The sequence below is a fragment of the Shimazuella alba genome (assembly GCF_009831235.1).
Classification (GTDB): Bacteria; Bacillota; Bacilli; order Thermoactinomycetales; family Thermoactinomycetaceae; genus Shimazuella; species Shimazuella alba.
Map to the genome: position 1 here is coordinate 418,599 of NZ_WUUL01000001.1, position 14,320 is coordinate 432,918.

Sequence of the window (14,320 nt, forward strand, 5' to 3'; positions counted from 1 at the left end):
ATGCAAGAATTCCCTGTACTGTACGTAGCTTATCAAAAAGGTATGAAGGGGATATCATCCATTTTTTGGTGGATAGTTGACAAACCAAACTTTTACTAATTGGGGTTTTTTGCATATCCCCCGAAAATGTTCATTAAGGAGTACCACCTAAAATCGGAATGATTTAGGAGTGCTAGTTACTGTTTCTAAAGAACCTGACGCTCACCAGTATCGGCGGCTTTTTGAATGAGATCAAGGAGAACATGAAGTTTTACCGCATCATCGAAATTAGGAACGTAATTGGTTCCCTCTAAAATATCTTTGCCAAATTTTTCGAGGGCTTGTGCAACATTGAGGATGGGTCCACTAGGGATTGTATCCGAAACCCAACGATATTGCTCAGGAATGGATAATACATCGAGTGAATTTGACAAGTTCATCCCCTCAACTTTCAAGTCTCCCCATTGAAACTGACCATGTGCACTCTCATTTGACAGAACAATTACGCCCTCCGTGCCATAAATTTCAAACGAGACCCCTGTTCGAAAAGTAACACCCCCTTGTACATGTATGGAGGCTGTCGCACCATTTTTCAATGTTCCGTTTATTAGGATTTGATCGGCAGTTGTCTTTTCAATCATTTCACCGGTTTCCAACACTTTCGCTTGTTTGATTTGATTTGCTATTGTAGCCGATAATTCTTTAAAATCTCCAAGCATGTAACACATCGCATCTATAGCATGTCCTGCATTAATGGTTAATAGGTTTGCACCATTGGACTGTTGCAATAAATATTTAGACACTTCATTCGTTGTACCGCCTTTTGCGGTTGTAGAGACTTTCAAATGACAAGAAAGAATTTTGCCGATATATCCCTTAGCAACCAAGTCTTTTGCAAAGTTAACTTCAGGTGATTGTCTGGCTTGCAAACCAACCGCGGTGTGAACTTTTTTTTCCAAAGCTAAACGATTCATCTCAATGGCTTGAGTAGTGTTTAAACCTAAAGGCCATTCACAATATATACTTTTTCCAGCATTGAGAGCGGCTATGACCGCATCGTAATGACCGGGAACCTTCACACTTACAATAACCATATCTACATCAGGATGTTGCGACAACTCGTTTGAATCCGCAAAAGCATGAGAAGCCCCATATAGAGAGGCACTTTTTTCTGCACTTTCCATTCGAGTCGTACCGATTGCCATAATCTTAAATTTTTGAAGCTGTTGCAATGCAGGAATGTGAGTTGAACTCGCCCATTGGTTGTTGGCTGATCCCCCGATGATACCGACATGTATTGTTCTATCCACTAACTGCATCCCCATTTCCGTTTTCTTTGATGGAATATATACTGAAAACCACCTTTAATTCGACTATTAACGAATTATATGTGTTAGAGTAAACTCGAAGTCAAGAAATTTATACTCATGGAGAGAAAAAGAGTATCCAACAATATTGCCGCTAACAACAGATACAACGCAAAGGAGAGACTACCAAATCAAGCTTCTTTAATTAGCCCACACTTCTCTATCTCACGCTATAACGCTGATTTTGTTACAGTTGCCCTTTTCTCAATCTGCTTGATGGTGTAATTACCTGTTTACCAAAGCTCAATGGCATGATCTACTAGATCCTTGCTTTTCCCCTTACGTCCAAACTTCACTCCGTTTTCCCTGCCATTGTTCGTTCCCGAATGAAATTCCGTTCCATTTCTGCAAACAGTCCCAAAAGTGTAACCATTGCTTTGGTCATGATATTGTTGCTCCGATGTGTGTCAATTCCATCCGCCAAGCATACCAGATGAATACCCCTCTCCGTAAATGATTCGTAGGTTTTCAACACGTCTGAGATGGACCGTTCCATTCGATCCAATTTGTAACCAACCACTGTATCATCAGGTTACACCACTTCAAGAAGTCGCTTAAATTCTGTACGGTCATTTATATTCTTGCCTGACATTTTTTCGTGAAATAATTCATCGACACCATATCGTTGCAATTCTTCGATCTGTACTTCTAAATCTTGATGCTCAGCTGATACACGGGCATATCCGTAAACCACTGAGCTAGCCCCCGGAGTGGGGGGACTTCCCCATCTGATTTCCTCATTTCTCCATATTTTATCTTGATTATAGCCTTAGATTTAGGGAGAATAAATAGGGAACGGTTTAGCTAAGAAAAACGGGGTGTCTAGCAGGTTCCCTTTATTCCTCGATTTTAGGGAATGAAACGAGCCGTACATTGCCAACAATCATGAATCTCAAACATAGGAAAGGACGAATATGGATATTGAAAAAACAAAACGAACAAAAACCGGTTGAAAATTCTTAGGGAGGATGAAAGAAAGATTATTTTATGACAGACCAATCTTCACCGATGAAGTGTCAGTATTTTTCTCTCTCCCAAATGCTAGATACATTACGTTCTGTTAAGTCTCAGGTTTACTTCATCCTACAGCTTGGCTATTTTAAAGCCAAACACTTATTTTTCACATTTGACCTCTATGAAGTAGGTTCAGTATATCCTACAGAGGTATTTTAACGGTAGTGAGATCCGCGATCTAAATTCGATTTGTAGATTTACTAAGTTAAAACAGCAACAATTGATTCTTGAACTGTTCCACTACCGCGGTTAAAAATTAACTTTTATGCAAATGTCTTGGGAGGTTGTACTTAGTAGTAATCACCAACCTATTTTGATAAACTCTATGGAATCAAAGCACAATGAGAAAGAATTGCTCCTACTTGTAAAAAGTAATTAAAAAGTCCATCTGAATAGATAATACAATCCAGATGGACAACAACAAAAACCTCTCTCCTGCTCTATTCTTTCTATAAGAAAAACATCAACAAACAGTGCCTGGTATTTCTTTACCTAGTAATTGTTTGATTTGATTATTTTCATCTAAAATAGCTACCTTTGGGTAATGTACTCGTACTTCATCATCATTCATCATGGCATAACCAATGATAATGATAGTATCCCCTACATGAACAAGTCTTGCTGCTGCCCCATTTAAGCAAATAACACCGCTTCCTCTTTCCCCTGCTATTACATAGGTTTCAAATCGAGAACCGTTGTTGTTGTTGACGATTTGAACTTTTTCGTTAGGAAGGATATCTACTGCTTCCATTAAATCTTCGTCAATTGTTATGCTACCTACATAGTTAAGATTAGCTTCTGTTACGGTTGCTAGATGTAATTTTGATCTCATCATCGTACGGAACATGACTGTCACCTTCTGTTGGGAATAAAATGTTGTCAATTAGTCTTGTTTTTCCAAAGAAAACTGCAAGTGCTATTAGAATTTGTTTGTTATACAAACTAGTTGGCGCTTTTAAGTCTGGATATGTGAGGATTTCTATGTATTGTATTTCGGCTAATGGCATCGTTGTTATTTTGTCTCTTACATAGTTATTTATTTCATCGGTATTGTGCCATTTTCTTGATTCTAATCCAATCCGAACATCCTGTAGTGCTTGTGATAGGATAACAGCCTGTTTTCTCTCTTCTTCCGACAAATACACGTTTCGCGAACTTAGAGCAAGTCCATCTTCTTCTCTAACAGTCTCACAAGAGACTACTGTTAGTTGAAATGACAGATCTTCAACCATTTGTGAAATGATTGCTAGCTGTTGAGCATCTTTTTGTCCAAAATATACACGATCAGGCTTAATCTGGTGAAATAGTTTTGCACATACGGTTGTTACTCCATCAAAATGACTTTCTCGGTACTTTCCACATAACACATTGGAAATACTTTCTGAAACTTTTGTCGTAACAAGTGGTTCCGAAGGATACATTTCTTTCACGCTCGGATGATACAGTACTTGGACGCCAGCTTTACGCGCTAAATCAAAATCACGCTCCAAGTCTCTTGGATATCTCGATAAATCTTCATTTTGTCCAAATTGAAGTGGATTTACAAATATAGACATCACGATAAAATCGCATTCTTTTTTTGCTTTCCTCACCAGACTAAGATGACCTTCATGCAAATATCCCATCGTAGGAACAAAACCGATTACGCCATGTCGATGGTTTCTCAATGCATTATTTAATTCCTGTACCGTTTCAACTAGTTCCATTCCCTCTTCCCCCATATAGTGCCAATTTAACTTCTTCTCGTAGATGAATAACATGCTCTTCTGTTGGAAACGTTTTGTTCTTCACTTCACTTACATACTTCTCTAATCCATTTTTCATCGTATCTCCAACAGATGCGAATCTCTTCACAAACGATGGTGACCATTCACCACCCATTCCTAGTAAATCATGAAGAACAAGTACTTGACCATCTGTATATCGTCCTGCCCCTATTCCAATAACTGGAATGGAGAGGGATTTTGTAATCTCTTCTGCTAATTCCTCTGGAACACACTCAAGAACCAAGCCAAAAGCCCCTGCTTCTTCTACTGCTTTTGCTTCACTCAGTAACCTTTTTACTGTCGGTTCCTCTTTTCCTTGAATAATGTAACCACCTAATTGATTGACGGATTGCGGAGTAAGTCCTAGATGCCCCATAACAGGGATTCCAGCATCAGTAAGGGTTCTAATTTTATCTAAAACCGGCTCTCCTCCTTCTATTTTCACACCATAAGCTAGTCCTTCTTGCATTAATTTTCCAGCTGATTTTAGCACTTCCATTGTAGGCAAATGAGCCGTTAAAAAAGGAAGATCTGCGATGACCATTGATTGTTTCGTAGCCCGAGTTACAGCTTTGGTATGATGTAACATATCATCTAAGGTCACAGGTATAGTCGATTCATAACCTAAGACAACCATTCCTAGTGAATCTCCAACCAATAGAATCTCCGCCCCTGCTTCTTCTGCTATTTTTGCAGCTGGGAAGTCATACGCAGTCACCATTGCTATTTTTTCACCTTGTGACTTTTTCTTTTCCAATGTTCTTCTGGTTACACCCATCCGATAAACCCTCCTAAGGCAATATGCTACCCTGCCGAGAAATAAAAAAAGCTCTTCCCCTGATAAGGTGAGAGCTGGCTGGTGCAAATTAGCCGATACATACTGGATACCGAAAAGAATCTGTTCCATTTTGGACAGATGAAATCCAGTATTTGCAATGTTGTGTATCGCTCCAAATTTGGATGCAATCACCCTGCTCTATGCTTAGAGTAGCCAAAAAACAGCAAAAAAACAATAGGAAATTCTTATTTTATTGGATAATTTTATCATATATTTAAATCAATTCTGATTAAAAGGTACGATTAGACATTATTTTAGATACTTTCCAACCAAAAATTGTACAAGGCACAGTGACACACGGTTCCATACCATAGATCACAAAGTATAATTGCATTCCAACTAACTAACAATAGATTAATCTAGATCCTATAGTGTTTCGCTCAACCATAACACAACAAGAACCTCTAAATGCCACTTCGTCGTTTCAAGGGGGCGCCGCTGATCATACCCTCTTAATTAGGTTTTCTGTTATACAAATTGGATCTGGAAACTAAAACTATTGATAAAACTAGCACACCGCTTGACTTGGTGTGCTAGTTTCTTTACTCTTTATCAATATCTGCTGAATAGATAGTGATCAGCTCTTTACCTGATCGAACCATTAAAGAACCATCAGAACTTAAACTTTCTGCTACTCCTACAACCTTGGCTTGCGGAGTTTTAGCAGTTATCTTCTTTCCAATTAAATCTGATAGTGATTCCCACCTATTACGAATCGGTTCAAATCCCTGTTCTAAGTATAGGAGATAATAATACTCGAGTTCTTTCATTACTTCTGCGATTAAACTTGCTCGGGAATAAGATTGCTTACCTTGCACTGCCAAAGATGTTGCTACTTCTTTTAGCTCAGATGGAAAATGATCTGACTGCTGATTCACATTGATCCCCATTCCCAGAACAATGTATTCAATTTTATCTTGATCACCCCGTAATTCAGTCAAGATACCACATATTTTTTTTCCCTGTAGGAGCAGATCATTAGGCCATTTTATTTTTATCGGAAGATTGGTTTGATTGATGATCGCTGAACTCACTCCGACCGATGCCAACAAAGTAAGATGGGAAGCTTGTTGAATAGGGATAGGTGGCCGAAGAATCAAGCTCATCCAAATGCCTGTTTTAGGAGGAGAATACCATACTCTCCCGAGTCTCCCTTTTCCCGCCTGCTGCTCATCTGCTATAACCAATGATCCTTCTGGTGCTCCAGCCCTTGCCCATTGATGAGCCAAAATTTGCGTAGATTTGGCTACTGGCTCATAACGAATTTGTTGTCCAAACAATTTCGTGCTTAGTTCATTTTGGATTTCTTCGGTCGCAACACGATCAGGTCGATAAATCAACCTATACCCTTTTCTAGGCTTTGCTTCTATTTCATATCCTTCATTTCTAAGTTCTTTGATATGCTTCCAAATTGCAGCTCTGCTGACTCCTACACGTTTACTAATCTCTTCCCCAGATAAAAAATTAGCACTATTTTCCAGCAGAACTGACAAGACTTCATGACGTAAGACCTGCCCCATATTTTCCGCCTTCCTTTTCTAAAACCTTTGTTACATTTGGCAAATGTCCAAAAACCACTTGATGATATAAATACTGTAATGTTTTTTTCAACCAAGGTCCCGCTACTTTGCCAGTTACACGAAGAAGATCATTCCCATTTATTGCTAATTCAGATAACTGATGAATCGGCATTTGCTTCCACCATTTTTCCAATGGCAAGTGGGATTTTCGTTTTGTAATCTTCTCCCATATCTGTTCAGCCATCAGAACTGCGTTCAATTGGTATTTTAATAACAACAATTTTCCTTGTTCTTCTGTTATCGTGATATCCCATTCATCTATTAGTGTTATGATGCTTGCTATCTTCCGTTTATCATGATTAGAGAACTTAAACTTAGGAAGTATTGAAATAAGGTCTTTGCTGCAAACTGGTTGATGATTTTCAGATCGTCTGAAAATCAGATATAAAAAATACACCCATCTTTCCAAAGTAGTAGAAAAAAAATCTAAGTTATTCCATTCTACTTCCGTGATATTCAGTTCAGTGGTCTGTAAATGAAATGGCGGCATATTCAAAATCAAGTTGGTGCTTAGTAGTGGACGAAGCCCTTTTGATGGTTGTCTGGATTTCCATATTTTTTCAAATTCTGTTACTATCCTTTCTACTGCGAGGTGATTCGCATAGGATTTGCATTTTTGGATTGCTTTCATTGTAGATTCATCTATAGAAAAAGAAAGTTGAGATGCAAATCGGCATGCACGCAGCATACGAAGTGCATCTTCTTCAAAACGATGTTCTGCTTTTCCCACTGTTCGAATGATGCCTGTTCTCAAGTCATCACGACCATTTACATAATCGATCACATTACCTTTTCGATTCATCGCCATTGCGTTTATCGTAAAATCACGACGCATTAAATCGTATTTTAATTGAGAAACAAATTGAACATCTTTAGGACGTCTGTGATCCTCATAATTACCTTCTACTCGATATGTGGTCACTTCAATTACTGTTTTATTTTGAATCACACTAATGGTTCCATGTTTTATTCCTGTTGGGATTGTACGTGGAAATACCTTCATGATTTCATTTGGTAGAGCATTGGTGGTAATATCATAATCTGCTGGCTCTTTCCCCAACAGATTATCACGAACACAACCACCCACCAAAAATGCTTCATAACCAGCATCTTCTAATAATCGGAGAACCTCTTTTGCAGCTATAAACTGCTCATTCATTTTATTTTTCCCCTAACACACGTTCATATAGCGCTTCATACTGATCTACGATTCGATCCGCACGAAATTCTTGATCTACTCGATGCAATCCGTTTTGGACAAATAGCTGATGAGTGGAGTCGTTTTGTAAAATATTTATCGCATATTTAGCCATCTCATTTACATCGCCCAATTCTGCCAAATAACCTGTCTCCCCATGTATTACTACTTCTGGTATCCCTCCAATTCGTGACCCAATAGTTGGTACACCACAAGCCATTGCTTCCAGTGCAACCAAACCAAAGCTTTCTTTTGCTGAGGGAAGCAGGAGTAGATCCGCAATCGACATAAATTGCGAAACATCATCTTGTCTTCCTAAAAAATGTACCCTATCCGTTAAATTCAAAGAACGAACTAATTCATGGATTGCCGACCACTCAGGACCTTGTCCAACTAATAAAAGTCTTGCAGGAAGGGCTTTTTGAATTTGATCAAACACTTTGATCACATCATGAGGTCTCTTCACTTCACGAAAATTGGAAATATGAATGATTAATTTTTCATCTGGACAAACATAGTTATCTTTCAAATAACGGACATTACGTGGATGATAGATTCTTTGATCGACAAAGTTATAGATACGATCAATTTCCAGATCGGGATTAAATAGTTCTTGCGTTTGCTGTTTTAAGTTTTCTGATACAGCAGTAACTGCATCACTTTGTTTCATGCCAAAACAAATAATATTGTGCAGTGTCGGGTCATCACCCAACACTGTAATATCTGTTCCATGTAGTGTTGTTACAACTTTTAAATGTTCGCCAACCATTTGCTTCGCCAAATAAGCAGATATAGCATGTGGGACCGCGTAATGAACATGTAATAAATCTAGTTCGTATAGTTTTGCAACTTGTGCCATGCGACTTGCCAAAGTAAGATCGTAAGGAGGATATTTGAATAAAGAGTACCTACTTACCTCTACCTCATGGTAAAAAATATTTTGCTGAAAGCCTCCTAAACGAAAAGGCATATCATACGTAATAAAATGAATGTCATGACCACGTTCTGCTAATAGTTTTCCTAATTCTGTTGCGATTACTCCAGATCCACCATGGGTTGGATAGCAAGTAAAACCAATTTTCATGATAAATTCCCCTTACAGAAGGTAACCTAATGAGATAGGACGTGCACTTACCAACGCTTCTCCATACGTAACTCCGATTTGTTGACCCCAAAGTCGGTCCCGTCCCTCAATCATTCCAAAGAAATTTGGCTTGTTTAGAGGTGTGATGGCATTGTTTTCTTGTTGCCCAAACTGACTTTTGTACGCTTTAAATGCAGCGATTTTTTGTTGATAGACAGAGCCAATATCTACAATTACATCTGCATCTGCCAAATCATTAATAAAATAATGAAAAACTTTACTAACACGATGTATTTCTTCGTTCCCTGGTGTTATGATCTTCTGGATGCCCGCATCGAAAACTGCTTCTTTTACTAATTGGTTACATGCAACATGGTCTGGATGTCGATCTTTAAAATAAGGAGAGAAAATGATTTTGGGTTTTAGTTGACGAATGATCTGTGTAATCATCAGGAGTTGCTCTTTTGTTCCAATTAATCCTCTATCCGGAAAACCAAGACAATATCGTGAAGTTAAACCTAACGCTTCTCCTGCTCGTTCTGCTTCTATTTGGCGGTTTTCAACGGTGCCATTGGAAGACAACTCAGCATAAGTCAGATCACAAATCGCTGTTTTAAATCCTGCTCTTGCGTGTTTGGCTAAAATACCTCCTGCACCCAGTTCCACATCATCCGGATGTGCCCCAAAGGCTAATATATCTATTTTGCTCATATAACCTATACCTCCAAAATATTTTCTAAACCATATACTAATTGATTCATTTCTAATACTTTCTCGACAGCTATTTGCACACCCGGCATAAATGACTCTCGATTTAAGGAATCATGACGAATCGTCAATAATTGTCCTGTTCCTCCAAATAAGACCTCTTGGTGTGCTACCAAACCTGGTAATCGAACGCTATGAATACGAAACCCATGATAATCAGCACCCCTTGCCCCTTCCCACATCTCAATCTCTTTGGGATGACCCTGTTTCATCTGTCTACGACTTTCCGTAATTAGCTCAGCTGTTTTTAAGGATGTTCCTGAAGGTGCATCCAATTTACGATCATGATGTGATTCAATAATTTCGACATGAGGCAAATATTTTGCCGCTTGTGCTGCAAAACGCATCATTAGAATAGCGCCTATTGCAAAATTAGGAGCGATAATTCCACCTAAATTTGCTTGTTTGAACTCTACTGTCAATTGGTTTAGTTCTTCTTCTGTAAGGCCTGTTGTACCAACGACAGGTCTTACACGATATGCACAAGCGATCTGTAAATGTTTCTTGATCATTTCGGGACTTGTAAAATCAACTATGACATCTGCTTCATTAGCATCCAGTGCTTCTTCTAAAGTTGCGTAATATTTTGCGCCTTTTTGTATTTCTTGTTTAGCATATGTGCGTGAGACAGCACCCACTAGTTGAAAATGTTCTGTTCGGTTAATAAGTTTTACAACTTCCTGGCCCATTTTCCCAGATGCTCCAGCTACAATGATGCGAATCGTCATGATGTACTATCTCCTTCTATTTTCTTGTCCATCTATCTTTGTCTCGTGTATTATATTTTTCCATCACTGTATCAAAAGCGGTTTCCAGTTTTATCCCTAAGGAATTAGCAAAACAAGATATAATAAATAATAAATCTCCTAGTTCTTGCTCAATTGTATTCTCATCTTCTGTTACCTTCTTCGGTTTTTCACCATAACGATGGTTGACTTCTCGGGCTAATTCCCCTACTTCTTCCGTCATTCTTGCCAACATGGAAAGAGGATGGAAATAACCCTCTTTAAATTGGCTTATATATTGATCTACTTGTTTTTGCATCTCGTTTATTGTTTTTTCAGCCATGCATTCTCCTCCTTACCAAATCTATGTTAGACCACTAACTCCATCTCGGCAACCATATTGAAAGGATTTTTGGGAAAGCTATATAATAACGCTATTGAGCATGAGAAAGAGGCGAAAACTTTGCAACAGACTTTAAGACATATTCGAAACTTATTAGCTATCTTTGTTGGTGGATTTATCTATTCGCTTGGAATCAACAGTTTTGCCCTTGCCAATAAATTGGCAGAAGGTGGATTTACAGGTATTGCACTGATCTTATTTTACTATTTTAAATGGTCTCCTGGATTAGTGGTATTTATTTTAAATATTCCTTTGCTGATAATTGGGTATAAACTTTTTGGAAAAAGAACTTTCTGGTATACGGTATTTGGCATATCATCCGTATCGATTTGCTTGGAATTAACCAAAACATGGCAGTATCCTACCGAAGATCTGCTGCTTGCTGCACTTTTTACTGGAGTACTGGTTGGCATAGGCCTAGGAATAATTTTCCGAGTAGGCGGAACATCAGGTGGCGTTGATATTATCGCTCGGGTCATGGATCGTTATTTTGGTTGGAATTTAGGTCGTACTTTCTTATTATTTGACTTTACGATTATCCTTATATCCATTTATTTAATTGGATTAGGAAAAGCTATGTATACATTAGTTGCTGTATTTGTTGGTGCAAAAGTAATTGATTATGTCGTCGAAGGCGGAAAAACAGCCAAAGCTGCTTTTATTATATCTCACTCTCCTCAACCGATTGCCGATTTGATTACGGAAAAAATGAACAGAGGTGTGACCAAATTAAAAGGAACAGGCGCATATACAGGACATGAGAAAGAAGTATTGTATGTTGTCGTTTCCCTTCGTGAAATGCCAAAGTTAAAAAACATCGTCCATGGAATAGACCCACATGCTTTTGTAGTTGTGAATGATGCTCGTGAAGTCCATGGTGAAGGCTTTTCGTTTGAAAGATCATCCATCTAAAATGGAACACTGATAATACGAAAACTAGACTCTGCTAAAAAGCTGAGCCTAGTTTGTTTCATGAAATGGTCGATTGAAACCTTTTGCGCCATGAAACATAGGTTAATATGCCAATGATTATAACACTAATGATAAACAAAAAGGTTGAAATCGGAACCTTTCCATAGGGATTGGTAACCGCAAGCACGTCCTGTTCGGAACCGTAAAAAAGTGGATACAATAATCTTTTCAATTGATTCAATGCAACTATCTGATGATTTTTGTCTGAATTTCTATCTAGAAAAAGAAACAGCGAATCCACTTTTTGCACGGTTATAGGGCTTTTCGCCACAATCAATGCTGGTCGTAAAATAACATAATGATTATGCAGGATGTTAATCTCTTCTCGAATATCCCTATTCTTTTTTAAATCTGCTAGCATCTTATCTACTTGTCTCTTTAACACAGGATAATATGTTTTCCACATTGGTTGATAGGAATGACCTACTGCATCAAAAGCCAACAACAATCGTTTTGCGTAAAAGTTGAGTTCAACTGGATTCGGTGTTATTCGGTTTAATCTTCCCTCTAGATCGATGATAGTTGTGGATAATGCTTGAATTGCCTGCACACTCAACTGCTTCCCTGCAAAATTTGAATGTGAAAATAGATCAGCTAACTCCTCTAATTTCTGTCTGGCTTCCACATATCTACCTGCATCTACTTCCTTGGAAATAAGTGTTGCATATGTTACCCATTGTTGTGTATCGGTCTGAACAAGCTCTTGTTCAGCCTGTACCAAATTTGGATAGAGAAGAAGACAAATTATAGTTAAGCATAATGTTCGTACCAATACCATCACCTTTTTCCAGTCTTATTGGTACAAATTTATGCTTCTATGTCACCAGAATAGAAGAATGATACCAGATTTATTTCGTAAAATATTTCAGCCAAGATCTAAAACAAATTTATTGCACCATATCACCTGTGTTTTATTAACATTTTTTATAATAGATGGAATAAAGAACAGCGGATACAGTAGTAAATAAAGATTTGGAATCCACCATAAGAGATCAAACTCAAGCTTAATCATCGAAAATACAATAGCTTGTAATCCTGACCAAGGGATAGAAATGCAAATCTGATAGTGGTCATTTATAAATAGTTTAAACGAAAATATTTATTCTTTAAGAAATGATATTTTTTCTTATTTACGAGTTTTTCCTTCTTATTTCAATGAAAATCAAAAAGATTACAATGGAAGTGATGCTTAGAAAAAATGTAAACCATCCTACCAAATGATCGTATGTTTCTAAGAAGGAAGTTAACCACGGATGAATATCTAAACCATAATCAAGGGCATCATTTAATAAAGTCCATACAGATACGATTATAATTTCTCTATAATGGAAATTTAATAATGGTGCGTAAAGCAAAGCTTGTATAGCCATACCTAAGTGTGAAAACATCAGCATATAATGCTCCCAGGTAAGGGATGGGAAAAACCCACTAGGATCTAAAGATGCACCCCATAAGATCATCACTACTGCCCAAATTCCGTATTTAAATAAGGTAACGACTGCAAACGCCTCTAAAAGAGCACTTTTTTTATTGCAAAGAAACAAAAATAAAACAATTGTAAAAAACAAACTGGCAGTTGGACTGTCTGGGACAAAAATAACCCATTTCCAGTCTGTTTGTTGAATCTGATTACCATACCAATAGTAACCATAGATTGTACCTAGTAGATTGACGATAAAGAGTGTCCATAAAAACCAACTTTGTTTTCTCCAACCAAGAAATACTTGTAAAGCAAACATTTTTGTTCTCCTCTATGTAGACAGAAACCCCGGATATCCGGGGTTTCTTGTTAAATATGTAAGATGCAACGTAAGTTGCCTTACTTTTGTTTTTGTTTCATTAACCATTGAACCAAAACTTCTTGTTGCTCAGGCGAACCTTGAAACATTCCGGCTGGCATGACGCCACCTTTACCATCATTGATGTATTCGTGCAGTTGTTCTGCTGTCCGACGGTTCCCAACACCTAGAAGGGGAGGTCCATTCTTTCCTTCTAGCTGCTCACCATGGCAACGGATACATGCATTTTCTGAGTAAAGTTTTTGTCCTTCTGAATTAGCATCTACCACTTTTTTATCTACCGTAGGAGTACCCACCGCAGATTCTAATTGTGTTTCATGCTCTGCTTCTGCAGCCCAAGTAAGCGCAATGATCGAAACGAGCGAAACAAGCATCAAACCGATTGCTATAGGACGTTTAGAAGGGCGACGTTCTTTGCTTCTGTCTAACCAAGGTGCAAGAATAATGGAAGTAAACAATATACCTGGTAAAACAAGTGTACCGATTATTACAAATGGACCTGATGCCCATTTATATTTTAAAAGCTGATACATGAACAAGAAATACCAGTCTGGAACTGGTAAAAATCCAGTATTAGTCGGATCTGCAATATCTCCTAGTGGTGGTTCTTCTGCCATTACAAGCGTCATAAATCCAACTAAAAAAACAGCAGCTACCATCCACTCTTTCAAGAGAAAGTCAGGGAAAAATGCTTCCGATTTACTAGGAAACTCCGTATAGTCCGGCGGATACATCTTTTTCCGGTTAGCACGTACGCGAGAGTCTCCAACATAATGGACTTGTTCTTTCTGGTTTCCATCTTGATTATGTGCCAAGTGGATTCCCTC

Annotated in this window: 14 protein-coding genes and 3 pseudogenes; 2 read left to right on the plus strand and 15 right to left on the minus strand. The window is 38.1% G+C overall.

The window, feature by feature from the left end; translation table 11 throughout:
• Positions 1 to 185: 185 nt before the first annotated feature.
• Both GSM42_RS02110 and GSM42_RS02115 read right to left on the minus strand, forming a co-directional pair.
• Positions 186 to 1,289, minus strand: coding sequence for a Gfo/Idh/MocA family protein (locus tag GSM42_RS02110; RefSeq protein WP_420820956.1), 1,104 nt, complete (start codon positions 1,287 to 1,289; stop codon positions 186 to 188).
• 349 nt (positions 1,290 to 1,638) lie between these two features.
• Positions 1,639 to 2,040 (minus strand): annotated as a pseudogene (locus GSM42_RS02115) (recombinase family protein).
• 255 nt (positions 2,041 to 2,295) lie between these two features.
• On the opposite strand from GSM42_RS02115, the pseudogene GSM42_RS20485 reads away from it, so the two are divergent.
• Positions 2,296 to 2,607 (plus strand): annotated as a pseudogene (locus GSM42_RS20485) (DUF4158 domain-containing protein); the annotation flags it as partial.
• A gap of 216 nt (positions 2,608 to 2,823) precedes the next feature.
• Here GSM42_RS20485 and panD read toward each other — a convergent pair.
• The 9 genes from panD to GSM42_RS02160 form a co-directional block, all read right to left on the minus strand.
• Positions 2,824 to 3,207, minus strand: coding sequence for an aspartate 1-decarboxylase (panD, locus tag GSM42_RS02120; RefSeq protein WP_160799574.1), 384 nt, complete (start codon positions 3,205 to 3,207; stop codon positions 2,824 to 2,826).
• Positions 3,152 to 4,066, minus strand: a complete 915-nt coding sequence (gene panC / locus GSM42_RS02125) for a pantoate--beta-alanine ligase (protein WP_160799575.1) — start codon at positions 4,064 to 4,066, stop codon at positions 3,152 to 3,154. The genes panD and panC overlap by 56 nt, the downstream gene beginning before the upstream one ends.
• The gene (gene panB, locus GSM42_RS02130) at positions 4,053 to 4,904 is read right to left on the minus strand and encodes a 3-methyl-2-oxobutanoate hydroxymethyltransferase (RefSeq protein WP_160799576.1); all 852 of its coding nucleotides are present in this window, start codon (positions 4,902 to 4,904) and stop codon (positions 4,053 to 4,055) included. Before panB ends, panC begins: the two co-directional genes overlap by 14 nt.
• A 602-nt stretch (positions 4,905 to 5,506) precedes the next feature.
• Entirely contained in the window at positions 5,507 to 6,484 is a 978-nt protein-coding gene (locus GSM42_RS02135; RefSeq protein WP_160799577.1) for a biotin--[acetyl-CoA-carboxylase] ligase, read from the minus strand.
• Positions 6,462 to 7,703, minus strand: coding sequence for a CCA tRNA nucleotidyltransferase (locus GSM42_RS02140; protein ID WP_160799578.1), 1,242 nt, complete (start codon positions 7,701 to 7,703; stop codon positions 6,462 to 6,464). Before GSM42_RS02140 ends, GSM42_RS02135 begins: the two co-directional genes overlap by 23 nt.
• 1 nt (position 7,704) lies before the next feature.
• Positions 7,705 to 8,826, minus strand: a complete 1,122-nt coding sequence (gene bshA / locus GSM42_RS02145; protein ID WP_160799579.1) for an N-acetyl-alpha-D-glucosaminyl L-malate synthase BshA — start codon at positions 8,824 to 8,826, stop codon at positions 7,705 to 7,707.
• Between the two features lie 12 nt (positions 8,827 to 8,838).
• On the minus strand, positions 8,839 to 9,537 hold the full coding sequence (bshB1, locus tag GSM42_RS02150) for a bacillithiol biosynthesis deacetylase BshB1 (RefSeq protein WP_160799580.1): 699 nt from the start codon (positions 9,535 to 9,537) through the stop codon (positions 8,839 to 8,841).
• Between the two features lie 5 nt (positions 9,538 to 9,542).
• Complete coding sequence (gene dapB, locus GSM42_RS02155; RefSeq protein WP_160799581.1) at positions 9,543 to 10,322, minus strand: 4-hydroxy-tetrahydrodipicolinate reductase; 780 nt, start codon at positions 10,320 to 10,322, stop codon at positions 9,543 to 9,545.
• A gap of 16 nt (positions 10,323 to 10,338) precedes the next feature.
• Complete coding sequence (locus GSM42_RS02160; protein WP_160799582.1) at positions 10,339 to 10,662, minus strand: nucleotide pyrophosphohydrolase; 324 nt, start codon at positions 10,660 to 10,662, stop codon at positions 10,339 to 10,341.
• A gap of 120 nt (positions 10,663 to 10,782) precedes the next feature.
• Between GSM42_RS02160 and GSM42_RS02165 the strand changes: the two genes are divergently transcribed.
• Complete coding sequence (locus tag GSM42_RS02165; protein ID WP_160799583.1) at positions 10,783 to 11,634, plus strand: YitT family protein; 852 nt, start codon at positions 10,783 to 10,785, stop codon at positions 11,632 to 11,634.
• A 58-nt stretch (positions 11,635 to 11,692) separates the two neighbouring features.
• Here the strand turns inward: GSM42_RS02165 and GSM42_RS02170 are convergent, their stop codons facing one another.
• The 4 genes and pseudogenes from GSM42_RS02170 to GSM42_RS02185 form a co-directional block, all read right to left on the minus strand.
• The gene (locus tag GSM42_RS02170; protein WP_160799584.1) at positions 11,693 to 12,466 is read right to left on the minus strand and encodes a sporulation protein YpjB; all 774 of its coding nucleotides are present in this window, start codon (positions 12,464 to 12,466) and stop codon (positions 11,693 to 11,695) included.
• A gap of 93 nt (positions 12,467 to 12,559) precedes the next feature.
• Positions 12,560 to 12,733, minus strand: a pseudogene (locus GSM42_RS02175) (DUF5360 family protein); the annotation flags it as partial.
• Between the two features lie 91 nt (positions 12,734 to 12,824).
• The gene (locus GSM42_RS02180) at positions 12,825 to 13,433 is read right to left on the minus strand and encodes a DUF1405 domain-containing protein (RefSeq protein ID WP_160799586.1); all 609 of its coding nucleotides are present in this window, start codon (positions 13,431 to 13,433) and stop codon (positions 12,825 to 12,827) included.
• An 80-nt stretch (positions 13,434 to 13,513) separates the two neighbouring features.
• Positions 13,514 to 14,308 (minus strand): menaquinol-cytochrome c reductase cytochrome b/c subunit, encoded by a 795-nt coding sequence (locus GSM42_RS02185; protein ID WP_160799587.1) that lies wholly within the window; start codon positions 14,306 to 14,308, stop codon positions 13,514 to 13,516.
• Positions 14,309 to 14,320 lie beyond the last annotated feature (12 nt).